17 protein-coding genes are annotated in these 22,904 nt (G+C 69.9%); 14 read left to right on the top strand and 3 right to left on the bottom strand.

Annotated features, from left to right (window positions below; translation table 11 throughout):
- The first annotated feature begins 136 nt into the window (after nt 1-136).
- Nucleotides 137-1,318, top strand: coding sequence for a cell wall metabolism sensor histidine kinase WalK (locus CGQ25_RS02345; RefSeq protein WP_208711632.1), 1,182 nt, complete (start codon nt 137-139; stop codon nt 1,316-1,318).
- The gene (locus CGQ25_RS02350) at nt 1,315-1,995 is read left to right on the top strand and encodes a response regulator transcription factor (RefSeq protein WP_208711633.1); all 681 of its coding nucleotides are present in this window, start codon (nt 1,315-1,317) and stop codon (nt 1,993-1,995) included. Before CGQ25_RS02345 ends, CGQ25_RS02350 begins: the two co-directional genes overlap by 4 nt.
- Before the next feature lie 167 nt (nt 1,996-2,162).
- On the opposite strand, the gene CGQ25_RS02355 is transcribed toward CGQ25_RS02350, so the two are convergent.
- Nucleotides 2,163-2,792: a hypothetical protein gene (locus tag CGQ25_RS02355; RefSeq protein ID WP_208711634.1), complete on the bottom strand. Its 630-nt coding sequence runs from the start codon at nt 2,790-2,792 to the stop codon at nt 2,163-2,165.
- A 273-nt stretch (nt 2,793-3,065) separates the two neighbouring features.
- Here CGQ25_RS02355 and CGQ25_RS02360 point away from each other — a divergent pair, with 273 nt between their 5' ends.
- From CGQ25_RS02360 to rlmB, 6 genes are all read left to right on the top strand, one after another.
- Nucleotides 3,066-3,548 (top strand): CarD family transcriptional regulator, encoded by a 483-nt coding sequence (locus tag CGQ25_RS02360; RefSeq protein WP_208711635.1) that lies wholly within the window; start codon nt 3,066-3,068, stop codon nt 3,546-3,548.
- A 78-nt stretch (nt 3,549-3,626) separates the two neighbouring features.
- A complete protein-coding gene (gene ispD / locus CGQ25_RS02365; RefSeq protein WP_208711636.1) occupies nt 3,627-4,394 on the top strand; it encodes a 2-C-methyl-D-erythritol 4-phosphate cytidylyltransferase in 768 nt (255 codons plus the stop codon).
- Nucleotides 4,395-4,452: 58 nt separating this feature from the next.
- Nucleotides 4,453-4,941 carry a 2-C-methyl-D-erythritol 2,4-cyclodiphosphate synthase gene (gene ispF, locus CGQ25_RS02370; RefSeq protein WP_208711637.1) on the top strand — a complete coding sequence of 163 codons (489 nt, stop codon included), beginning with the start codon at nt 4,453-4,455 and terminating at the stop codon, nt 4,939-4,941.
- Nucleotides 4,942-5,021: 80 nt separating this feature from the next.
- Entirely contained in the window at nt 5,022-5,354 is a 333-nt protein-coding gene (locus CGQ25_RS02375; protein ID WP_208711638.1) for a hypothetical protein, read from the top strand.
- 65 nt (nt 5,355-5,419) lie between these two features.
- Nucleotides 5,420-6,934, top strand: a complete 1,515-nt coding sequence (gene cysS / locus CGQ25_RS02380) for a cysteine--tRNA ligase (RefSeq protein ID WP_208711639.1) — start codon at nt 5,420-5,422, stop codon at nt 6,932-6,934.
- A complete protein-coding gene (gene rlmB / locus CGQ25_RS02385; RefSeq protein ID WP_208711640.1) occupies nt 6,935-7,936 on the top strand; it encodes a 23S rRNA (guanosine(2251)-2'-O)-methyltransferase RlmB in 1,002 nt (333 codons plus the stop codon).
- On the opposite strand, the gene CGQ25_RS02390 is transcribed toward rlmB, so the two are convergent.
- Nucleotides 7,933-8,727 (bottom strand): carbon-nitrogen hydrolase family protein, encoded by a 795-nt coding sequence (locus CGQ25_RS02390; RefSeq protein ID WP_208711641.1) that lies wholly within the window; start codon nt 8,725-8,727, stop codon nt 7,933-7,935. The genes rlmB and CGQ25_RS02390 overlap by 4 nt on opposite strands.
- Before the next feature lie 183 nt (nt 8,728-8,910).
- On the opposite strand from CGQ25_RS02390, the gene glgX reads away from it, so the two are divergent.
- From glgX to CGQ25_RS02405, 3 genes are read left to right on the top strand one after another with little or no spacing between them, the layout of a single operon-like run.
- The gene (glgX, locus tag CGQ25_RS02395) at nt 8,911-10,995 is read left to right on the top strand and encodes a glycogen debranching protein GlgX (protein ID WP_208712827.1); all 2,085 of its coding nucleotides are present in this window, start codon (nt 8,911-8,913) and stop codon (nt 10,993-10,995) included.
- Nucleotides 10,992-11,507 (top strand): ribonuclease domain-containing protein, encoded by a 516-nt coding sequence (locus CGQ25_RS02400; RefSeq protein ID WP_208711642.1) that lies wholly within the window; start codon nt 10,992-10,994, stop codon nt 11,505-11,507. Before glgX ends, CGQ25_RS02400 begins: the two co-directional genes overlap by 4 nt.
- Nucleotides 11,504-11,800: a barstar family protein gene (locus tag CGQ25_RS02405; protein WP_208711643.1), complete on the top strand. Its 297-nt coding sequence runs from the start codon at nt 11,504-11,506 to the stop codon at nt 11,798-11,800. The genes CGQ25_RS02400 and CGQ25_RS02405 overlap by 4 nt, the downstream gene beginning before the upstream one ends.
- Before the next feature lie 49 nt (nt 11,801-11,849).
- Here the strand turns inward: CGQ25_RS02405 and glgP are convergent, their stop codons facing one another.
- The gene (gene glgP / locus CGQ25_RS02410; protein WP_208711644.1) at nt 11,850-14,465 is read right to left on the bottom strand and encodes an alpha-glucan family phosphorylase; all 2,616 of its coding nucleotides are present in this window, start codon (nt 14,463-14,465) and stop codon (nt 11,850-11,852) included.
- Nucleotides 14,466-14,652: 187 nt separating this feature from the next.
- On the opposite strand from glgP, the gene CGQ25_RS02415 reads away from it, so the two are divergent.
- From CGQ25_RS02415 to glgB, 3 genes are all read left to right on the top strand, one after another.
- Complete coding sequence (locus CGQ25_RS02415) at nt 14,653-16,680, top strand: alpha-1,4-glucan--maltose-1-phosphate maltosyltransferase (RefSeq protein ID WP_208711645.1); 2,028 nt, start codon at nt 14,653-14,655, stop codon at nt 16,678-16,680.
- A 78-nt stretch (nt 16,681-16,758) separates the two neighbouring features.
- Nucleotides 16,759-18,555: a maltose alpha-D-glucosyltransferase gene (gene treS / locus CGQ25_RS02420; RefSeq protein WP_208711646.1), complete on the top strand. Its 1,797-nt coding sequence runs from the start codon at nt 16,759-16,761 to the stop codon at nt 18,553-18,555.
- Complete coding sequence (glgB, locus tag CGQ25_RS02425; protein WP_208711647.1) at nt 18,552-22,439, top strand: 1,4-alpha-glucan branching protein GlgB; 3,888 nt, start codon at nt 18,552-18,554, stop codon at nt 22,437-22,439. Before treS ends, glgB begins: the two co-directional genes overlap by 4 nt.
- Nucleotides 22,440-22,904: the final 465 nt, after the last annotated feature.

The following is a 22,904-nucleotide window of genomic DNA, read 5'->3' on the forward strand; positions in this document are numbered from 1 at the left end:
GACCCGACGCTCGATCCGTCACACTGTCAGCGGCGGATGAATTGTTGCCCGCCTGCAAGTGAACGTTAGTTGAACCGGGGGTCTGCGGCCAGCTGGCCGGCCCGGACGCCCGTGGTGCCGGGCCTAAGCTAGGGGAGTGGATCCTCTCGTCGTCGGCATCGTGGCGGGCCTTCTCGGCCTGTCATTCGGCGCCTTCGGCGTCCTCGCGTTCCGGGCCAGCCAGCGCCAGCGCCAGCTCCTGGAGGGCCCCACCCCGGAGCCTGGATTCCCCGAGGGCGCCGCGGACGTGCTCTCCGTGCTCGGCAAGGCCTTCGTCGTGGTGGACGCGATCGACGGCGTCGTCCGAGCGAGCCCTGCGGCGTACGCGTACGGGCTCGTGCGCGGCCATACGGTGGTGCACCGGGAGCTGCTGCAGATGACGGCGAAGGTGCGCGGGAACGGCGTCATCCTCGAGAAGCAGTTTGAACTGCCCCGCGGCCCGCTCGGCCAGGGCACCATCATCGTCAGTGTCCGCGCCGCCGTGCTCGGCGACGAGTACATCCTGCTCCTCGCGGACGACCGCACCGAGATCACGCGCACCGAGCGCATCCGCAACGACTTCGTCGCGAACGTCTCCCACGAGCTCAAGACGCCCGTGGGCGCGATCTCCCTGCTCGCCGAGGCGCTCGAGACCAGTCCGGACGACGAGGACACCGTGCGCCGCTTCGCGCAGCGCATGCACAAGGAGGCGAGCCGTCTGGCGGCCCTCGTCCAGGACATCATCGAGCTCTCCAGGCTGCAGGGCGCCGACGTCGTCCACCAGGGCAAGCCGGTGGACATCAACGACGTGGTGGCGGACGCCGTCGACCGCTCCCGGCTCGCCGCCGAGGCCAAGAACATCGAGGTCCGGGTGGGCGGGCGCACGGACGTGCCCGTGTTCGGCGACGCAGACCTGCTCGCCAATGCCTTCCGCAACCTCATCGACAACGCGATCCGCTACTCGCCCGAGAACACGAAGGTCGGGGTCGGCATCCGCCACAAGGACGGCCTTGTGAGCGTGTCCGTCACGGACCAGGGCGAGGGCCTCAAGCCCGAGGACCAGGAGCGGGTGTTCGAGCGGTTCTACCGCGTGGACGCCGCGCGGTCGCGGCAGACCGGGGGAACGGGGCTCGGCCTGAGCATCGTCAAGCACGTGGTCGAGAACCACGGCGGCGAGGTCACGGTGTGGTCCCAGCCCGGGAAGGGTTCGACCTTCACCGTGAGGCTGCCGGACCTGGAGAAGGAACCGGAAGAAGAGAGCGCGGCCGCCCGGCCGCCCGAGCAAGGAGTTATCGCTTGAGCAGGATCCTGATCGTCGAGGACGAGGAGTCGTTCAGCGACCCCCTGTCCTTCCTCCTCGCGAAGGAGGGGTACGAGGTCGAGGTGGTGGACAACGGCAGCGAGGCGCTCGTCGAATTCGACCGCAACGGTGCCGACCTCGTCCTCCTCGACCTCCAGCTCCCGGGCACGCCCGGCACCGAGGTCTGCCGGCAGCTGCGCGCGCGCTCGAGCGTTCCCGTCATCATGCTCACGGCGAAGGACTCGGAGATCGACAAGGTCGTGGGCCTCGAGCTCGGCGCCGACGACTACGTGACCAAGCCGTACTCCTCGCGCGAGCTCGTGGCGCGCGTCCGCGCCGTCCTGCGCCGCCACGGGGAGCCCGAGGAGCTCATCTCCTCCACGGTCCAGGCGGGACCGGTGCGGATGGACGTCGAGCGGCACGTGGTGAGCGTCGACGGCGAGCAGATCGCCCTGCCGCTGAAGGAGTTCGAGCTCCTGGAGATGCTTCTGCGAAACTCCGGGCGCGTGCTCACCCGGGGCCAGCTCATCGACAGGGTGTGGGGCTCCGACTATGTGGGCGACACCAAGACGCTCGACGTCCACGTCAAGCGCCTCCGCTCCAAGATCGAGCCCGACCCCTCAAGCCCCCGCTACCTCATCACCGTCCGCGGCCTGGGCTACAAGTTCGAGCCCTGATCCGCCCTCCCCCCTCCATCGACTGCTCCACAAGTGTCGTTCTGGAGCCCCAGAACCGCACTTACGGAGCAGTCGATGGAGGGGGACGCACGCAGAACGCACCCACGCACGACGTCGGCCGCCCACCCCACGCGGGGTGAGCGGCCGACGTCGTGCCCGGGTGGCTGCTAGCGGCTCGGGGTGGCCGAGGAGGTGGCCGACGCGCTTGCGGAGCCGGACGGGGTCGCCGAGCCCGACGGGCTTGCCGAGGCGGAACCCGAGGCCGAGCCGGACGGCGACGCCGAGGCGGAACCCGAGGGGGTCGGGATGAGCGTGCGGTACTCCGGCAGGGTGCCGTCGAGGACGGGAACGCTCACGTCCTTGCTCGCGCTGTCCGCGGAGAACGTGATCTTGGCGAGCGCTCCGGGGACGGCGCCGGTCTTGGCGAGGTTGACCTGGTGGGCCTCGTCGCCGAGGTTGATCTCGCCCTTGGCAGGCACGTCGAGGCGGACGGTCGAGGACGCATCGCGGAACGTGAGGGGGACCGACTTGTCCGAGGTGTTGAAGATCGTGCCGGTGAGGCGGCCAGGCGCGTCGGCGCTGAGCGTGCTGCTGGAGCCCGTGGTTCCGGAGGAGACGATGATCATGTTGCGCAGCTGCAGCGGGCCGACGTCCTCGCGTACGCCGTCCGAGGCGGAGTACTGGTGGGTGGTCTGCTGGGCGTTGATGTACCCGCAGCCCGTGGCCGACAGCAGACCGGCGCCCAGCGCGGCGATAAGGGCGACGCGCTTGGCCGGCTTCGATGCAGTGAGACGCACAGCTGGCTCCTGATGAGGAAAGGAAGTCTGGTCGCCCCTAGCGTATCGCCAACTTCGACGTTGTGTAGATTCGGCGCACCCCGCCCGCCGCGCAGGGCGCGCGCAGACCCGTCCCCGCGGCGGACGTGAAGCATCTTTTTCGCTCCGGGTCAACCCCTCCGAGCGCCCGACGTGGCCCCACTTCCGCGTGATTCCGGGCTTCATCCGGGGTCGCACCGCCAGCCGGGAGGGCCGGACGTGGTAGACTAGCTGGCGGGAAAGGGGAATGTCCACATGGTTTTTGAGGTTGGCGAGACGGTTGTTTACCCCCACCACGGTGCAGCCAAGATTGAAGAGATCAAAATGCGCACCATCAAGGGCGAAGAGAAGATGTATCTCAAGCTCAAAGTGGCTCAGGGTGACCTGACGATTGAAGTACCGGCCGAGAATGTGGACCTTGTCGGGGTCCGCGATGTCGTGGGCAAGGAAGGCCTCGAGCACGTGTTCGACGTCCTCCGCGCCGAGTTCACCGAGGAGCCGACCAACTGGTCCCGCCGCTACAAGGCGAACCTCGAGAAGCTTGCCTCCGGCGACGTGATCAAGGTCGCGGAGGTCGTCCGCGACCTGTGGCGTCGCGATCAGGACCGCGGCCTCTCGGCGGGCGAGAAGCGCATGCTCGCGAAGGCGCGCCAGATCCTCATCTCGGAGCTTGCCCTGGCCGAGAAGACGGACGAGGAGAAGGCGGCAAGCGTCCTCGACGAGGTGCTCGCTTCCTAGAGCGACAAGAACGTCCAGCAGGGCCCCGGCAGCACACCGCTGCCGGGGCCCTGTGCTGTCCGGGCTACGCTGGATCCCATGACTGATCCCTCGCACCCGGGCGCGCCCACCGCCGTCGTCATCGTCGCCGCGGGATCGGGGACCAGGCTGGGCTACGGGATGCCGAAGGCCCTCGTGCCCCTCGCCGGGGCGCCCCTCCTCCTGCACGCGCTCCGCGGCGTGGTCGGGGCCGGCGTTGCCCGGCAGATCTGCGTCGCGGTGCCCCCCGGGGACAGCGAGCTCGGCGGGCTCTGCCGCTCGTTCGCCGAGGAGTTCGGGGTCGACGCGCCGGTCATCACCGTCGTCGAGGGCGGTGCGACCCGCGCCGACTCGGTCCGCTCGGCACTGGCGGCCCTCGCGCCCGGCACGGGCCATGTGCTCGTGCACGACGCCGCGCGGCCGCTCACGCCCGCGGACGTGTTTGCCCGCGTCGCCGAGGCGCTCGATAGGGGTGCGCGCGCGGTCATCCCCGCGGTCCCCGTGGTCGACACGATCAAGTCCACCGCGCCGACCGAGGGCGAAGCCTCGGCCATCGCCGGGGAGATCGTCACCGGCACCGCGGTCCGGGAGCAGCTGCGCGCGGTCCAGACGCCCCAGGGGTTCGACGCCGTGACGCTCCTGGGCGCCCACGAGCGGGCCGCGCAGTGGCCCGCCGAGCAGGCGGCCGGAATCACCGACGACGCGATGCTCGTCGAGTCCCTGGGAACACCCGTCTACGTGGTCCCGGGCGACCTGCGTTCGCTCAAGATCACCACGCCCATGGACCTGCACCTCGCCGAGACGCTGCTGGCCACCGCCGGCGCGTGACCGCGCGGGACCCCCTTCCCGGGCCACCGCAGGGCCCAGCGACGACCAGGAGGAGACCGTGATCATCCCGCGCACCGGGATCGGCGTGGACGTCCACGCCTTCGCGCCCGACGACGCCCCCCGCCCGCTCTGGCTGGGCGGCCTGCTCTGGGAGGGCGAGCGTGGCCTCGCTGGCCATTCCGACGCCGACGCCGTGGCCCACGCGGCCGCGAATGCCCTCTTCTCCGCCGCCGGGCTCGGGGACCTGGGCACCCATTTCGGGACGGACCGGCCCGAGTACGCCGGGGCCTCGGGGACCACGCTCCTGGCCGAGGCCGCCCGCATCGTCCGTCAGGCGGGGTTCGAGATCGGCAACGTGGCCGTGCAGCTCGTCGCCCAGCGCCCCAAGTTCGGCCCGCGCAGGGCGGAGTCGGAGTCCGTGCTCTCGGAGGCCGCCGGCGCCCCCGTCTCGGTCTCCGCCGCGACCACCGACCACCTCGGCTTCACGGGCCGGCGCGAAGGAGCCGCGGCCATCGCGACAGCGCTCGTGTATTCGGCGACGGGGTGAGGCGGCCCATCGTCTAGAATGGATGGCTGGTCCCGACACGGGGCCAGCCCGTTCTGCCCCCCAGTTCCAGGAGATCCCGCATGAAGAGAGGCCTGATCGCCACCGCCCTCGCGGCCACGATGCTGCTCACGGCATGCGGCGGCGACAGCCGTCTCAGTGTCCAGGACAGCTGCAAGCTCCTGAACGACGACCAGTTCAAGCCGACGGGCAACCAGATCCAGCAGGCCAAGCAGGTCGCGGACCACTACGCCGACATGGCCAAGAAGGTGGACCCCTCGATCGGGACGCTCATCCAGGGCATGGCGGACCTGCAGAAGAAGGTCGCCGGCTCGAGCACCGGAGTCGCGACCCCGGACCAGCAGAAGCAGTTCAGCGACGCCCTCAACAGCATCGGCAAGGTCTGCGGCAGCTAGCCGGCCGCGCGCCGTCGTGGGCGGCCGCTGACCGTGCCGCCCGGCCCGACAGATACCCTTATCCAGTGACCCTGCGCTTCTACGACTCCGCCACCGCCGAAGTCCGTGACTTCGTCCCACTCGAGCCCGGCAAGGCCTCGGTGTACTACTGCGGCGCCACGGTGCAGGGCTCGCCGCACGTGGGGCACGTGCGCTCGGCCATCGTGTTCGACCAGCTCACCCGCTGGCTGGCCTACCGCGGCTTCGCGACCACTGTGGTGCGCAACGTCACGGACATCGACGACAAGATCCTCGCCAAGTCCGCGGCGTCCTTCGAGGAGGGCTTCGTGCCCGACGGGACCTACATCCCGCACGAGCAGTGGTTCGCGCTTGCGTACCGGTTCGAGCAGGAGTTCGAGACCGCGTACGAGGTCCTGGGCGTCCAGCGCCCCACCTACGAGCCCCGCGCCACCGGCCACATCACCGAGATGCACGAGCTGATCGCCCGGCTCATCGACCGCGGCCACGCGTACCCCGCCGAGGACGGTTCCGGGGACGTCTACTTCGATGTCCGCTCGTGGCCCGAGTACGGCTCGCTGACGCACCAGAGCATCGACGACATGCAGGCGGCGACGGACGCTGATCCCCGGGGCAAGCGGGATCCGCGCGACTTCGCGCTCTGGAAGGGCCACAAGGACGGCGAGCCGGAGACGGCGTCGTGGCCGTCGCCGTGGGGCCGCGGCCGGCCGGGCTGGCACCTCGAGTGCTCGGCGATGGCCACAAAGTACCTCGGCCCGCGCTTCGACATCCACGGCGGCGGCCTCGACCTCCGCTTCCCGCACCACGAGAACGAGCTCGCCCAGTCCACCGCGGCCGGGGACGGGTTCGCGACCTTCTGGATGCACAACGGCATGGTCACCTACGAGGGCGAGAAGATGTCGAAGTCGATCGGCAACGTCATCTCGCCCGCGGAGATGCTGGAGCTCGCTCCTCCCCGCGTGGTCCGCTACTACCTCGGCCAGGCGCACTACCGCTCGGTCCTGGACTACCGGCCCACCTCGCTGCAGGAGGCCGCGGCCGCCGTCGAGCGGATCGACGGGTTCATCGCCAAGGCGCGCGCCCTCACCGAGAAGTCCGCGCACGACGGCGCGGCCTCGCCGTCCGCAGGTGCCGTCCCCGAGGCGTTCGCCGTGGCGATGGACGATGACCTCAACATCCCCCAGTCCCTCGCCGTCCTGCACGACACCGTGCGCCGCGGCAACTCGGCGCTGGCAGACGGTGACGCCCGCGCGGTGGCCGTGGCGCTGTCCGAGGTGCTGGCGATGACAGCCGTCCTCGGGCTCGACGCCGCCGGCGCCAACGCGCCGTCGTCCGCGGAGGACGCAGCGCACCGCGCCCTGTCCGTCCTCGTGGACGCCCAGCTCGCGGCCCGCGCGAACGCCCGCGCCGCCAAGGACTGGGCCACGGCGGACGCGATCCGGGACACCCTCTCGGCGGCGGGCATCGCCGTCGAGGACGCAGCAGAGGGCGCCACGTGGAGCCTCGCCGCACCGACTGAATCACGCGCCGAGAGCGCGCAGACCAACCGAACGGGAGCATAGATGGCCGCCAAGGGACGCCCGGGAGCCGCTAAGAACAAGAAGGGGCCCTCCGTGGGCACCGGCGGCCACGGCCGCAAGGCGCTCGAGGGCAAGGGCCCCACGCCCAAGGCCGAGGACCGCGTGTACCACAAGGCGTACCGCGCGAAGCAGCTGGCCGAACGCTCGGCCGCGAAGCGTTCGGGGCAGCCCGGGCGCCTCGCCGCCGGGCGCGGTGCGACGGGCCGCTCGAAGCACGCCGAGGAGATGGTCACGGGCCGCAACTCCGTGGTCGAGGCGCTCCGCGCCGGCGTCCCCGCGAAGGCGCTCTACGTCGCGGTGCGCATCGAGATGGACGACCGCGTGCGCGAGGCCATGAAGCTCGCGGCCGAGGCGGGGATCCCGCTCATGGAGTCCCAGAAGCCCGAGCTCGACCGCATGACTGACGACGCGATCCACCAGGGCCTCGTCCTGCAGGTGCCTCCGTATGAGTACCCGGACGCGTTCGAGCTCGCCGAGCAGACCCACGAGAAGTGGCGCCGCGGGCACATCGCGAACGCGCCGCTGTTCGTCGCGCTCGACGGCATCACAGACCCCCGCAACCTCGGCGCGATCATCCGCTCCGTCTCGGCGTTCTCCGGCCACGGCGTGATCGTCCCGGAGCGCCGCTCCGTGGGGGTCACGGCGGCCGCTTGGAAGACGTCCGCCGGTGCCGCGGTGCGCGTGCCTGTGGCCAAGGCTCCCAACCTCAACACCGTGCTGCGGCAGATGAAGGAGATGGGGATCTTCGTCCTCGGGCTGGACGGCGGCGGCGACGTCGCGCTCCCCGGGCTCGCGCTGGCCACGGAGCCGGTGTGCCTCGTGGTCGGTTCGGAGGGCAAGGGCCTGTCCCGTCTGACCCGCGAGCTGTGCGACCAGATCGTCTCGATCCCGATCGACTCCGACATGGAGTCCCTCAACGCGGGCATGGCCGTGGCGATCTCCCTCTACGAGGTCTCGACGCGGCGCGCCACCGCCGAGGGCTAGAGGCGCACGCGGTTCGCCAGGACGGGCAGCGCCTCGCGCGCCTTGGCCACTTCCGCCACGTCGAGGTCCACGTACAGGGTCTCGGGCCCGGACCCGGCGCGCTCGATGAGGTGGCCGTACGGGCTCACGACCGCGGAGCGGCCGATCCCGGTCGGCGCTCCGTAGCGGGCCTCGACGCCCGCCGCCGAGGGGTCGGACTGCCCGACGGCGACGACGAAGCTCGTCGAGTCCACGGCGCGGGCGCGCACGAGCAGGTCCCACTGCTCTGCCTTGCCCGGCCCCGCACCCCAGGAGGCGCACACGATCTGGATCTGCGCGCCGTCGTCCGCGTTCGCGGTGAAGAGGTCGGGGAAGCGCACGTCATAGCAGGTGGCGAGGCCGAACGTGACGCCGTCGAGCGTGAACGTGACGGGCTCCTTGCCCGCGGTGACGGTGTCCGACTCCGCAAAGCCGAACGCGTCGTAGAGGTGGATCTTGTCGTAGTGGGTGTCCAGCCCGCGCCCGTGGACGAGCAGCGTGTTGCGCACCTTGCCGTCCTCGCCGGGAGTGAACATGCCGAGCACGACGGCGACGCCCGCCTCGTCCGCGGCGGCGCGGACGGCCTCGGCGAAGGGGCCGTCGAGAGGCTCGGCGACATCCACGAGCGAGTTCCCGAACGCGCGCATGGTCGCCTCGGGGAACACGACGAGGTCGGCGTGCCGGCGCTTGGCGTCCGCGAGCGTGGAGCGCACGAGGGAGAGGTTGTCGTCGATGGAGCGGGACGTGGTCAGCTGGGCGAGGGCGATCCGCATGGCACCAGTATGGCCCGCAACACTCCGTCATGGGCCGAACCGGACGACTTGTCGCGGGTCGAATCGAGCGCGTGCCCGATACTAGGATGGGCGTGCCGCGGGCAACCGCTTCACGACCCGGCTGGATGAGCGGGGGCCGACAGCCTGCGCGCAGGGGACGAGGGTGCAATGAGCATGAGCAACATGACGATGCCGCTGGCGTTCGTGGTGACGCCGTCGCAGCCGTTTCCGCTCGGGCTCACGCCTGCGCGCGCCGCCGAGCAGATGGCGAGCCACACCGTCAATCTGGCCGTCTACGCCCCGGGCCTGGCAGCCGTGGACGTCCACTTCATCGACGCCGCGGGCGAGTGGCACAAGGAGCCGCTCCCGGAGTTCACGGACGGCGTGCACCATGGGCTGGTCGCAGGGATCCCGGAGGGGACCAGGTACGCGTTCGCCTCGAGGACGGACGACGCCGGTGACGCACCCGAGCCGGGCGAGGCCGCCTTCCTCCTCGACCCCTACGGGCGCGCGGTGGAGCGGGTTGAGGGCCAGTGGCTGAACGTCCACGTCCACCAGCATTTCGACTGGGGCGATGTCGCCAAGCCGGCCGTCCCGCTGCGGGACACGATCATCTACGAGGCCCACGTCAAGGGCCAGACCATGCTCCACCCGGACATCCCGGTGGAGCTCCGCGGCACCTACGCCGGCCTCGCGCACCCCGTGATGATCGAGCACTTCCAGCGTCTGGGCGTCACGAGCATCGAGCTCCTCCCGGTGCACTTCCACCTGGACGAGATGCACCTGCAGGACCTCGGGCTGACCAACTACTGGGGGTACAACACAGCGGCGTTCTTCGCCCCCCATCCCGCCTACGCGAGCGCCGCCGCCCGCAAGGCCGGCCCGCAGGCCGTGCAGGACGAGTTCAAGGGCATGGTCAAGCTGCTCCACGCTGCGGGGATCGAGGTGATCCTCGACGTCGTCTACAACCACACAGCCGAGGAGGGCCCCGACGGTCCGGTCGTCTCCTTCCGGGGGCTGGGGGACCGGCAGTACTACCGCACCGACGCCGGGGGCCGCTACATCGACACCACCGGATGCGGGAACACTGTCGACTTCTCCAACCCGCGCGTGGTGCAGCTCGCGCTCGACTCTTTGCGGATGTGGGCGGAGGAGTACCAGGTGGACGGCTTCCGGTTCGACCTGGCGGTCTCGCTGTGCCGGGACGGGCAGCACGAGTTCACGCCCGCGCACCCGTTCCTCGTGGCGGCGGCCGCGGACCCTGTCGTGTCCCGCACCAAGCTCATCGCGGAGCCCTGGGACGTGGGGTTCGGCGGCTGGCAGACCGGAGCGTTCCCGCAGGGGTGGTCGGACTGGAACGACCACTACCGGGACACCGTCCGGGACTTCTGGCTCGCGGACCGCGGCACGATCGACGCCGGCGGGCTGGGCGGGCCGATGGCGCGCCTCGCCGATGCCGTCTCCGGCTCGCACGGCCTGTTCGCCGCCTCCGGCAGGACGGCCCTCGCGTCGGTCAACTTCGTGGCCGCCCATGACGGCTTCACCCTCGCCGACCTCACGGCATACCACCGCAAGCACAATGAGGCCAACGGCGAGCAGAACCGGGACGGGCACAGCCACAACCGCTCGTACAACCACGGCTTCGAGGGGCCCACGGAGGTCGAGTCGATCATCGCCGCGCGGACGCAGACCGCGAAGAACCTCATGGCCACGCTCATGGTGTCCCTCGGCATCCCGATGATCACGGCCGGCGACGAGTTCGGCCGCACCCAGCAGGGCAACAACAACGCCTACTGCCAGGACAACGAGCTGACATGGCTCAACTGGAACCTCGACACCGCGGGCCGCGAGATGCTCGACCACACGAAGTGGCTCATCCGCATCCGCCGGGACTTCCTGCACCGCCAGCCCGCAAGCTACCCGACCCGCGAGGAGAGCAACTACTTCCATTGGTTCGGAGCGAACGGGCTCCCCATGGACCCTGCCCGCTGGCAGAACCCCCGGGAACGCCTCCTGCAGTTCCTGCTCGGCTCCAAGGACGGGTACCTGGACGGGCTCGTGGTAATCAACGGCGGCCCCAGCAAGGTCGACGTCCAGTTCCCCTCCCTGTACCGTGACGGGGCCGTCGTCCGCGAGATGGCGTACGAGCTGCGCTACTCGACAGCCCACCTCATGGAGCAGCGGATCGGCACGGTCTTCGCGAGCGGCCAGGACGACATCTCCGAGCCCTACTCCGTCACGATCTACCGGGCCCGCGGGGCGTCGTGAGCCCTGCCCTCCGTCGGCTCCTCGTGGCGGCCGCGGTCCTCACGGTCGCGGTCGCCGCCTCGTTCCTGCTCCGCGCCGCCGGTGACACGACGGCCGGGGCCGGCGCCGCGCCGTCGTCCGCCGCCTCACCCTCCCAAAGCGCGAGCCCCGCGGTGCGCCCCTCCTCCCCGACGCCGCAGCGCACGACGCCGCCCGCCGCCGCGCGCTCGGCCGTCGCCAACCCGAGCGGGCTGGCCGAGGTGCGGGCGTCCCAGCTGCCGCGCGAGGCGCGCGACACCCTCGCTCTCATCGCCAAGGGCGGCCCGTATCCGTACGAGCGCGACGGGGTGGTGTTCGGCAACTTCGAGGGCATCCTGCCCTCGCGCCAGCGGGGCTACTACCACGAGTACACCGTCCCGACACCGGGGGAGGCGGACCGCGGGGCCCGGCGCATCGTCGCCGGGGACGGTGGCGACACGTACTACACCGACGACCACTATGAGTCGTTCCGGTTCATCCTGGAGGACCGGTGACCGCGCGCCGGACTGTGGTCGTGCCAGCTGCGGCGTCGAAGCGGGACGTGCTTGTCGCATTCGGCGAGGCGCTGGGCTTCCCGGCGTACTACCGGCCCAACCTCGACGCCTTCAACGACTGCCTGCAGGACCTGGCATCCGAGCTGGCCAATGACGAGGGACAGCCGGTCGCGCTCGAGTGGCACGTGCACCCCGCGTTCCGGGAACTCCCCGCGTTCGTGGCCATGCGCGAGATCCTCGCCGACGCGGTGGAGGCCAGCTGCGGCACCCTCACTCTGAAGGTCACCTCCTGAAGGTCACCTCACGTGACCCTCAGGAGGTGACCCCCGGACGCCGGACGGCTCAGGCGTTGACGATGAGCCCGAGCTCGGCCTTCGACGCGAGTCCCTCGTGCCGGGGGATCACCCGGACCGTATAGCCGAACGCGCCCGAATGCTCGATCATGACGGCGCCGTTGAAGAGGTACCGGCCGTTGCCGAGGTTCTCGTTCGGCTCGAGCTCGGCCAGGCTCACATCGGTGAGCTGGTCGGAATCGTCGACGCGCCCGTACGCGAGCTCCACAAGGACGTCGGCCGGGTTGAGCACCCCGAGGTTGAGGTACGCGCTCACGTGCAGCTTGTCGCCGATCTGGGGAACCTCCGAGAGGCCGCCGGAGTCGATGTGCTCGACATGGACCTGCGACCAGTTGCTGCGCACATGCTTCGTCCAGGCCGCGAGCTCGCGGGCGTGCCGGAAGTCCTCTGCGACAGCCCGCCGGCCCGCGACGGCAGCCGGAGTGTAGAGCTCGGACACGTAGTCGCCGAGCATCCGGTCCGCGGAGACCTGCGGGCCGAGGTGCGACAGGGTGTGCTTGATCATCGAGATCCAGTGGGTCGGCACCCGGGACGGCGGCTCGGTGGAGGGCCCGGCTGCGCCCGCGGACTCGGCCCCGGCGCCCGAGCCGGAGGCTCCGTAGAAGCGCGGGGCCACCTGGGTCTCGAGCAGCTCGTACAGCGCCGCCGCCTCGATGTCGTCTCGCTCCTGGGGGCTCGCCTTGCCGCTCGCGGTCGGGATCGCCCAGCCGTTCGAGCCGTCGTACATCTCGTCCCACCACCCGTCGAGGACGGAGAGGTTGAGGGAGCCGTTGAGTGCGGCCTTCATGCCGGACGTGCCGCACGCCTCGAGCGGGCGGAGCGGGTTGTTGAGCCAGACGTCGCAGCCGGGGAAGAGCGTGCGGGCCATGGCGATGTCGTAGTTGGGCAGGAACGCGATGCGGTGGCGCACCTCGGGATCGTCGGTGAAGCGGACGAGGTCCTGGATCATCTTCTTCCCGGCGTCGTCCGCGGGATGGGACTTGCCTGCGATGACGATCTGGATCGGGTGCTCCGGGTGGAGCAGGAGCCGCTTGAGCCGCGCCGGGTCGCGGAGCATGAGGGTGAGCCGCTTGTACGTCGGGACGCGTCGCGCGAAGCCGATCGTCAGCACGTCAGGGTCGAGGACGGAATCGATCCACGTCAGCTCCGCGGCACCCGCGCCGCGCTTGGTCCACGCGGCGCGCAGCCGGCGTCGGACGTCCTCGATCAGGCGGGCGCGGAGCTCGCGGCGCGTCTCCCACAGCTGCTCGTCGGTGACGTTGAAGACGAGGTCCCAGCGGCCTCCCACAGCGGAGCCGGGCTCGAAGGTCTCCGCCACGGAGCTGATCTTCGGATCCACCCACGTGGGGACGTGGACGCCGTTCGTCACCGACGTGATGGGCACCTCGGAGTGGTCGAACCCCGGCCACAGGCCGGAGAACATGGCACGGGAGACGGTGCCGTGCAGCTTCGCGACACCGTTCGCCCGCTGGGCGAGCCGCAGGCCCATGACGGCCATGTTGAACACTGCGGGGTCGCCGCCGTCGTAGCTCTCCCGGCCCAGCTCGAGGATGCGCGTGGTCGGGACGTCCGGGGCGAGGCCGGCGTCGAAGAAGTACTTGATCTGCGCTGCGTCGAAGCGGTCGATTCCGGCAGCCACGGGGGTGTGCGTCGTGAACACGGTCGAGGCCCGGCCCGCGACGAGGGCCTCATCCCACGTGAGGGCCTCGGAGGCGGACATGAGCTCCTGGATGCGCTCGATCCCGAGGAATCCCGCGTGGCCCTCGTTGGTGTGGAAGACCTCGGGCGCGAGTCCGTCGGTGAGGCGCTGGTAGATGCGCAGTGCCTTGACGCCTCCCATGCCGAGGAGGAGCTCCTGCTGGAGGCGGTGGTCGCCGCCGCCGCCGTAGAGGCGGTCGGTGATCGACCGGGCGCCGTCGTCGTTCGCGGGGACGTTGGAGTCGAGGAGCAGCAGCGGCACGCGGCCCACGTCGGCGCGCCAGATGTAGGCGTGCAGCTTGCGTCCGTTGGGCAGGGGAAGCGTGACGACGCAGGGAGTGCCGTCGTTCTCCTTCAGGAGCGTCAGCGGGAGGGCGTCCGGGTCGATGACGGGGTAGGTCTCCTGCTGCCAGGCGTCGCGGGACAGCGACTGCTTGAAGTAGCCGGCCTGGTAGAGGAGGCCGACGCCGATGAGCGGCACCCCGAGGTCGGAGGCGCTCTTGAGATGGTCCCCGGCGAGGATGCCGAGTCCGCCCGAGTACTGGGGCAGCACCTCGGTGATGCCGAACTCGGGGGAGAAGTAGGCGATGCACTGCGGCGCGTCCTCGCCGAGGCCCTGGTACCAGCGCGGCTCCTCGAGGTAGCGGCGCAGGTCCTCCTCCGCGGCGCGGACGCGGGCGACCACGGCGGTGTCCAGCGCGAGCTCCTGCATCTTCTCGCGCGTGATGAGGCCCAGGAAGCCGGCCGGATCGTGGCGGCTCTCCTCCCACAGCACGGGATCGAGGCTCGCGAAGAGGTCGCGCGTGGGCTGGTGCCAGGACCAGCGCAGGTTCGTGGCGAGAGTGTCGAGAGCCGCGATCGGCTCAGGAAGCACAGTGCGGACGGTGAATCTACGGATGGCCTTCACGAGCGCCACCCTAGTCCAGCCGTGTTCGCGGATGAAGAGCGCCGCGTTACGGGACGGTGAATGACGTGCAACGCACCGGAGGCAGCCCCGCCGGGCCGTGTCACGTCCTTCGCTTTCGTCTCCGCGCGCGACTATCGTGGCGCATGGACGGGCCCTGACGGGCTACCCCCACGCGAAAGGACGCCTCGTGCCTTCACTCGAGCCCACCCTGCCGAGCAAGCTTCGATTCGGTCGCTTCCCCATCACCGATGTGCTTCCCGTGGTCGAGGGAGGGGCCTTCCCGGCGAAGGCGGTGGCAGGGGAGGGCATCGCGGTGAGCGCGACCGCCTTCCGCGAGGGCCATGACGCGCTCGGCGTGAGCGCTGTCCTGTACTCGCCGCGCGGAAAGGAGAAGCAGCGCGTCCGGCTCGAGGAGCTGGGCAAGGGCCTGGACCGCTGGCACGGGGTCCTGACCCCGCCGAAGACTGGCGAGTGGACCTTCACCATCGAGGCGTGGCACGACCGCTACGGCACGTGGCACCACAACGCTGACGTGAAGATCCGGGCAGGCGTGGACGTCGAGCTCATGCTCGCCGAGGGCGCCGCGCTGCTGGGCGAGGCGGCCGACGACGACGCGCGCGACGAGGAGGGGCGCCTCGCCTTCCGTCGGGCTGCCAGCGTGCTGTCGGACGTGTCCCGCTCGGTGGAGGAGCGCCTCGCGGCCGGAGAGAGCCCAGAGGTGCTCGCCGCCGTCGAGCGTCTCCCGATTGCCGAGCTCGTCACCGAGACCGAGCACTTCCCGCTCCTGGTGGAGCGCGAACGCGCCGGCCGTGGCGCCTGGTACGAGTTCTTCCCCCGCTCCGAGGGCGCCGAGCGGGACCTGCAGACAGGCGAGTGGAGGTCCGGCACCTTCCGCACGGCCGCCGAGCGCCTTCCCGGGGTCACCGCCATGGGATTCGACGTCGTCTACCTCCCGCCGATCCATCCGATCGGCCGGGCGTTCCGCAAGGGCCCCAACAACACCCTCACGGCCGGCCCGAACGACCCCGGCTCGCCGTGGGCGATCGGTGGGCCGGAAGGCGGGCACGACGCAATCCACCCCGACCTCGGCACCTTCGAGGACTTCGACGCCTTTGTCGCCCGCGCCGCCGAGCTCGGCCTCGAGGTGGCCATCGATCTGGCCCTCCAGGCCTCGCCGGACCACCCGTGGGTCACCGAGCACCCCGAGTGGTTCACCACCCGGGTCGACGGGTCCATCGCCTACGCCGAGAACCCGCCGAAGAAGTACCAGGACATCTACCCGCTCAACTTCGACAATGACCCGGAGGGCCTGTCGAAGGAGATCCTGCGGATCGTGAACCTGTGGATCGACCACGGGGTGAAGATCTTCCGCGTGGACAACCCGCACACCAAGCCCGTGTGGTTCTGGGAGTGGCTCATCGGCAAGGTCAACAAGAAGAACCCCGAGGTGGTCTTCCTCGCCGAGGCGTTCACGCGTCCTGCCATGATGAAGGCGCTGGGCCGTGCTGGGTTCCAGCAGTCCTACACCTACTTCACCTGGCGGAACACGCGTGAGGAGCTCGAGGAGTTCTTCACGATGATCTCCAAGGACTGGGCCGCGTTCTACCGCCCCAACCTGTTCGTGAACACCCCGGACATCCTCACGGAGTACCTCCAGTTCGGCGGCCGGCCCGCCTTCAAGATCCGCGCCGTCCTGGCCTCCATGGCCAGCCCGACCTGGGGCGTCTACGCCGGCTACGAGCTGTGCGAGCACGTGGCCCGCCCTGGCGCCGAGGAGTACATCGACAACGAGAAGTACGAGTACAAGCAGCGCGACTGGGCGGGGGAGGAGGCTGCCGGCCGCTCGCTCGCGCCCTACCTCGCGCGTCTGAACGAGATCCGCCGCGCCCACCCGGCCCTCATGGACCTGCAGAACCTGACGCTGCACACGAGCACCGACGATGCCACCGTCGTGTTCTCGAAGCACAAGGAACTGCCCGACGGCGGCAAGGACACCATCATCGTCGTCGTGAACGTGGACCCGCACTCGACCCGCGAGTCGACCGTGACGCTCGACCTCGAGTCGCTGAGCCTCGACCCCGGCCTGTTCGACCACGAGGGGCGATTCCGTGTAGACGACCTCCTCTCTGGGCAGTCGTGGCAGTGGGGAGAGCACAACTACGTGCGCCTCGACGCCCACGCGGAGCCTGCGCACGTTCTCCACGTGCGGCGCTAGCACCCTTCAGACGTGCAGCGCTAACGTTGCACAGACCTGATTCCGCGCCACCTCGCCGCGAAGGAGTACCACCAGACCATGAACATCGGCCAGCAGGCAAAGCCGAACTTCAACGTCAATGCCCCCGGTCTTCAGCATGATCCGCACTGGTACCGCAAGGCAGTGTTCTACGAGGTCCTCGTGAGGGCCTTCGCCGACGCCAACGGGGACGGGTCCGGAGACATCCAGGGGCTCATCGACAAGCTGGACTACCTCCAGTGGCTCGGCATCGACTGCCTCTGGCTCCCGCCCTTCTTCGAGTCGCCCCTGCGCGACGGCGGCTACGACGTCGCGGACTACGAGTCGGTCCTGCCGGAGTTCGGGTCGATCAACGACTTCCAGCGGCTCGTGGCGGAGGCGCACGCGCGCGGTGTGCGGATCATCATCGACCTGCCGCTGAACCACACGTCGGACCAGCACCGCTGGTTCCAGGAGTCGCGGCGCAACCCGGACGGTCCCTACGGCGACTTCTACGTGTGGAGCGACACGGACGAGAAGTACCAGGACGCCCGCATCATCTTCATCGACACCGAGGAGTCCAACTGGACCTTCGACCCGATCCGGCGCCAGTTCTTCTGGCACCGCTTCTTCAGCCACCAGCCTGACCTGAACTTCGAGAACCCCAAGGTCGTCGAAGCGGTCTTCGACGTCGTGCGCTTCTGGCTGGACCAGGGTGTCGACGGGCTGCGGGCGGATGCCATCCCGTACCTCTTCGAGGAGGAGGGCACCAACTGCGAGAACCTCCCGGCGACCCACGAGTTCCTCCGCAAGCTGCGCGAGTTCATGGACCAGAAGTACCCCGGCCGGGTGATCATCGCGGAGGCCAACCAGCCGCCGCACGAGGTCGTCGAGTACTTCGGGAGCGAGGAGGCGCCGGAGTGCCACATGGCCTTCCACTTCCCGATCATGCCGCGCCTGTACTACGCGCTCCGCGATCAGCGGGCCCAGCCGATCATCGACACGATGGTCGACACGCCGGCCATCCCGGCGGGGGCCCAGTGGGGGACGTTCCTGCGGAACCATGACGAGCTGACGCTCGAGATGGTCACCGTCGAGGAGCGCGAGGCCATGCTCGGCTGGTACGCCTCCGACCCGCGCATGCGGGCCAACGTCGGCATCCGGCGCAGGCTGGCGCCGCTGCTGGACAACTCGCGCGCCGAGATCGAGCTCATCAACGCCCTCCTCCTGTCCCTGCCGGGCAGCCCGTTCCTGTACTACGGGGACGAGATCGGGATGGGCGACAACATCTGGCTCGAGGACCGCGACGCCGTCCGCACGCCGATGCAGTGGAACCCTGACCGCAACGCCGGTTTCTCTGTCGCTGATCCGGGAAAGCTGTATCTGCCCACCATCCAGTCCCTTGTCTACAACTACTCCATGGCCAATGTTGAAGCAGAGATGGCGCACTCCGGCTCGCTCCTGCGCTGGACGCGCAACATCCTGGGCGTGCGCCGCGCCCACCCGGTCTTCGGACTGGGCGCATACCGCAACGTGCCGGCGGACAACGAGCACGTGCTCGCCTACCTCCGCGAGCTCAAGGAGGGGGAGGCCTACGGGGAGCGCGCCGAGACGATCCTGTGCGTGTTCAACCTCGCCGGGCACCCGGTTGCGGCGGCCGTCGACCTGCCGGAGTTCGCGGGCCGCGGGCTGCGGGACGTCTTCGGCGGCGAGCCGTTCTCCGAGGTCGGCCCGGACGGGCGCTTCCACGTGACGCTCGCTCCGCACGGGTACTTCTGGCTGAGGATCCGGAACGCAGCGTCGATCCCCTCGAGCCCGCAGACCACGGCTCTGCCCATCATTGTCCCCGAGCCGACCACTGGGGAGCTTGTCGAATGACTCAGGCCACCGCACACGCCCTGACACCCTCACTGAACGCACTCCTGGCCGAGTGGCTGCCCGCGCAGCGCTGGTTCCCCGCGAAGGGACGCGGTGCGGTCGAGGCCGCTCCGGCCGGAGAGATCGTCCTGGCCGACGCCGCTGCCGGCGTGGGCCTCGAGATCCACTTCGTCCGGGTGCGGGCGGGGCGGCTGGAAACCGTCCTCAACGTCCCCGTGAGCCTGCGGACCCAGGCCCTGGCCTCCGGCGCGCATGCCCTCATCGGCCAGGCACGCCATCCCTCCCTCGGCCTCGTCTGGGTCTACGACGCGGTCCACGACCCTGCCTTCGTCACCGCGCTCCTCGATGTCATGGAGCACGGGAGCCAGATCGAGGGCCCGGGCACGACGGCGACGGGTCCCCTCAGCGGCGCCGGGAACCTTCCGTCGGGCGCCATCGAGGCTGCCGTCCTGCGGGGCGAGCAGTCGAACACGTCCATCATCGTGCGCTCCGAGACCGGCAACGCGATGGTCAAGGTCTTCCGCCAGCTCGCCGAGGGCCTCAACCCGGAGGTCGAGCTCGGCGCCGCCCTCGCCAAGGCCGGCGCAACCGACGTCGCGACGGCGCTCGGCTGGATCGATGCCGAGTGGAGCCTCAGGGGAGGCGAGCGCGCGAGCGGGCAGCTCGCCGTCGTGCATGAGTTCCTCGAGGGCGGGACGGACGCATGGTCCTTCGCCCTGGAGGCTGCGGTCGAGGGGCGTTCGATCGCGCAGGACGCGCGTGCCCTCGGCGCTGCCACGGCCCGTGTCCACGAAGCCCTCGCCGACACGCTCGGGATCGCCGTGCTCGACGACCAGACGGGCCCGCCGTTCGTTGACAGGCTCGCGTCCCGCCTCCGCTCCGCCTGGGACGAGGTCAGGGACAGCATCGGGGTCGACGACGCCGCGCTTGAGAACCTGCTGGACTCGCTCGGGGGCGCCGTGGACGGTCTGCCCGTCCAGAGGATCCACGGGGACCTGCACCTCGGCCAGGTGCTGCGGTTCCCGGAGGGCGAGCGGCCGTTCGCGATCCTCGACTTCGAGGGGGAGCCGCTGCGTCCCGTCGCCGAGCGGAGCCACCCGGATGTCGTGCTGCGCGACGTCGTCGGCATGCTGCGCTCCTTCGACTACGCCGCCGGGGCGGCCAGACGCACCGATCCCGCGGCCCGGGTGTCCGAGGGCTGGGCCGACGAGGCCGGGCGCGCTTACTGGGAGGGCTACGCCTCGGTCGCGGGCGGCGAGGATCCATTCGGGACGCCGCTCTTCGCGGCGCTGTGGCTGGACAAGGCGCTCTACGAAGTGGCCTACGAGGAGCGGAACCGGCCAGCGTGGGCCGAGATCCCGATACGAGCGGCACGGTCTGCCCTTACTGCCTGGCTTCCGGAATCGGCGGCCGGCGCGGCGGGGGAGAGCATCGCTGGGGGTGCCGCCCAAGCGGGCCCCGGGACAGCACATGGGGCGGCGTTCTCGCTGCCTGGAGAGGAGACGGACGTGTCACCACACGGGGAGCACGGAACGAACGCCGCGGGCGCGGCGGAGCAGGAAGCGGTCGGCCGGCGGGACGCGGCGGACGACGGCGCGGTCCGCGGAGCGGCGCTGGCCGCAGCCTCGGTGGCCGACGGCGGGGCCTCCCTCCCGTCGCACGTCGCAGCCGGTGCGGGTGAGAAGGCTCCGATACCCGTTGACGGCGACGTGATCGCGAAGCTCGCAGCTGGGGCATACCACGCCCCGCACGCCGTGCTCGGCGCTCACCTCGACGGCGAGGGAACCGTCACCTTCCGGACGGTGAAGCACCTCGCCCAGGGCGTCACGGTGCTCACGCCTGAGGGCCGCGTGCCGCTGCGCCACGAGGCCCACGGCGTGTGGGTCGGCACCGTCCCTGAGTCGGACACCGGGCATGTGCCCGACTACCGCCTCGAGGTCGAGTACGGCGAGGGCCACTTCGTGACCCTCGATGACCCCTACCGCTACATGCCGAGCATCGGCGAGCTCGATCTCCACCTCATCGGCGAAGGCCGGCACGAGGAGCTGTGGAAGGCCCTCGGTGCGCGGGTCGAGCGGCATCACTCCATGCTCGGCAACGTCGAGGGCACGGCGTTCACGGTCTGGGCGCCGAACGCCCAGGCCGTGCAGGTGAAGGGCGACTTCAACGGGTGGGACGGCCGCGAGCACAGCATGCGCAGCCTGGGCTCCTCCGGCATCTGGGAGATCTTCATTCCGGGCGTAGTAGCAGGCATGTGCTACAAGTTCGGGATCCTCACCAAGCACGGACACTGGGTCGAGCGGGCGGACCCCATGGCGTTCGGCACCGAGGTGCCGCCCCAGACGGCGTCGCGTGTCGTGGAGTCCCGGTACGCGTTCAAGGACGACGCCTGGATGGCCGAGCGCGCAGCCACCGATCCCCTCGACGCCCCGATGAGCGTGTATGAGGTCCACCTCGGGTCCTGGCGCCCGGGGCTCGGGTACCGCGAGCTCGCGGAGCAGCTGGTCGAGTACGTCACGTGGATGGGCTTCACCCACGTCGAGTTCATGCCGGTGGCGGAGCACCCGTTCGGAGGCTCGTGGGGCTACCAGGTCACGTCCTACTACGCGCCCAGCTCCCGGTTCGGCCACCCGGACGACTTCCGGTACCTCGTCGACCAGCTCCACCAGGCGGGCATCGGCGTGATCGTGGACTGGGTACCCGCGCACTTCCCGAAGGACGAGTGGGCGCTCGCGAAGTTCGACGGCGAGGCGCTGTACGAGCACGCTGACCCCATGCAGGGCGAGCACCCGGACTGGGGCACGCTCATCTTCAACTTCGGCCGCACGGAGGTGCGCAACTTCCTGGTGGCGAACGCCCTGTACTGGCTCGAGGAGTTCCACGTCGATGCGCTGCGCGTCGACGCGGTTGCGTCGATGCTGTACCTCGACTACTCCCGGGCCGAGGGACAGTGGCGGCCCAACCAGTTCGGCGGGCGCGAGAACCTCGAGGCGATCTCGTTCCTCCAGGAGGCGAACGCCACTGCGTACAAGCGCAACCCGGGGATCGCCATGATCGCCGAGGAGTCCACGGCCTTCCCGGGGGTGACCAAGCCGACATCGGTCAACGGCCTCGGGTTCGGGCTCAAGTGGAACATGGGCTGGATGCACGACTCCCTCCAGTACGTGGAGGAAGACCCGGTCAACCGCCGCTGGCACCACAACAAGATGACGTTCTCGATCGTGTACGCCTTCAGTGAGAACTTCCTCCTGCCCATCAGCCACGACGAGGTTGTGCACGGCAAGGGCTCCATGTTGCGCAAGATGCCCGGGGACCGGTGGCAGCAGCTGGCGAACCTGCGCGCGTTCTACGCCTTCCAGTGGGCGCACCCGGGCAAGCAGCTGGTCTTCATGGGGTGCGAGTTCGGCCAGGAGAGCGAGTGGAACCAGGAGTACGGCCTCGACTGGTGGCTCGCTGACCTCGAGCCCCACCGCGGTCTGCAGTCCCTGATCCGCGAGCTCAACACGGTCTACCGGGCCACGCCGGCGCTGTACGAGAAGGACTTCGATCCCGCGGGCTACGAGTGGATCCGTGGCGACGACGACAGCCACAACACGATCTCGTTCATCCGGTGGTCCGCTGACGGGGAGCCGCTCGTCTGCATCGCGAACTTCGCGGGCAACCCGCACATCGACTACACCGTGGGCCTGCCGCGCGCCGGCCGCTGGCGGGAACTGCTGAACACGGATGCCAAGGAGTACGGCGGCTCCGGCGTGACGAACAGCGGGTATGTCATGGCAGAGGAAGGCGAGTGGGACGGCAAGGCCGCCACGGCCGTTCTCACGCTCCCGCCGCTCGGAGTGGTGTACCTCGTCCCCGACTCGGGTGACACCACGGGCGCCTGACGGAGGTCTGAGCCGGGTCGACCCCGACCGGGAGAACCGACCGGGAGAAACCGTGCGGCGGGCCCCGGAACCCTCAGTGGTTCCGGGGCCCGCGGGCGTTCGGGGCCGGGGTTGGCATCCGCGCCGGAACGGTGGTACAGTTTTATCCCGCGCCGGGCACGGGGAAACACTCCGGCACGGCGCGACAGCCCCACCGATCATTCGAGCAAAGACAACCGGAAACGGTCGATTTGACTTGAGGAGATGCGGTGGGTAGGTTTGAGAAGTTGCTTCGGGACGGGGCGGCCGCCGGGTGGTGGTTGTTTGTACCGGAGGGGCCTGTTGTTTGAGAACTCAATAGTGTGCCAAGTTCGTTGATGCCATTTTTTTGATGGTGTTGATTGCCTGGTTGCGTGCACCCCCGTGTGCGTGGCCGGGTTTTTATGCCAGTTTTGGATTGTGCTGGCCGGTGTGGGTGTTTTCCCG

It is taken from the genome of Sinomonas sp. R1AF57 (assembly GCF_002224485.1).
In the GTDB taxonomy this organism is placed as follows: domain Bacteria; phylum Actinomycetota; class Actinomycetes; order Actinomycetales; family Micrococcaceae; genus Sinomonas; species Sinomonas flava.

Bases quoted from the DNA above. Each gene is read 5' to 3' on its own strand.
- CGQ25_RS02360 (WP_208711635.1), top strand. From the start codon at position 3,066: ATGGTTTTTGAGGTTGGCGAGACGGTTGTTTACCCCCACCACGGTGCA.
- CGQ25_RS02375 (WP_208711638.1), top strand. From the start codon at position 5,022: ATGAAGAGAGGCCTGATCGCCACCGCCCTCGCGGCCACGATGCTGCTC.
- treS (WP_208711646.1), top strand. From the start codon at position 16,759: ATGAACATCGGCCAGCAGGCAAAGCCGAACTTCAACGTCAATGCCCCC.
- glgB (WP_208711647.1), top strand. From the start codon at position 18,552: ATGACTCAGGCCACCGCACACGCCCTGACACCCTCACTGAACGCACTC.
- rlmB (WP_208711640.1), top strand. From the start codon at position 6,935: ATGGCCGCCAAGGGACGCCCGGGAGCCGCTAAGAACAAGAAGGGGCCC.
- CGQ25_RS02390 (WP_208711641.1), bottom strand. From the start codon at position 8,727: ATGCGGATCGCCCTCGCCCAGCTGACCACGTCCCGCTCCATCGACGAC.
- ispD (WP_208711636.1), top strand. From the start codon at position 3,627: ATGACTGATCCCTCGCACCCGGGCGCGCCCACCGCCGTCGTCATCGTC.
- glgX (WP_208712827.1), top strand. From the start codon at position 8,911: ATGACGATGCCGCTGGCGTTCGTGGTGACGCCGTCGCAGCCGTTTCCG.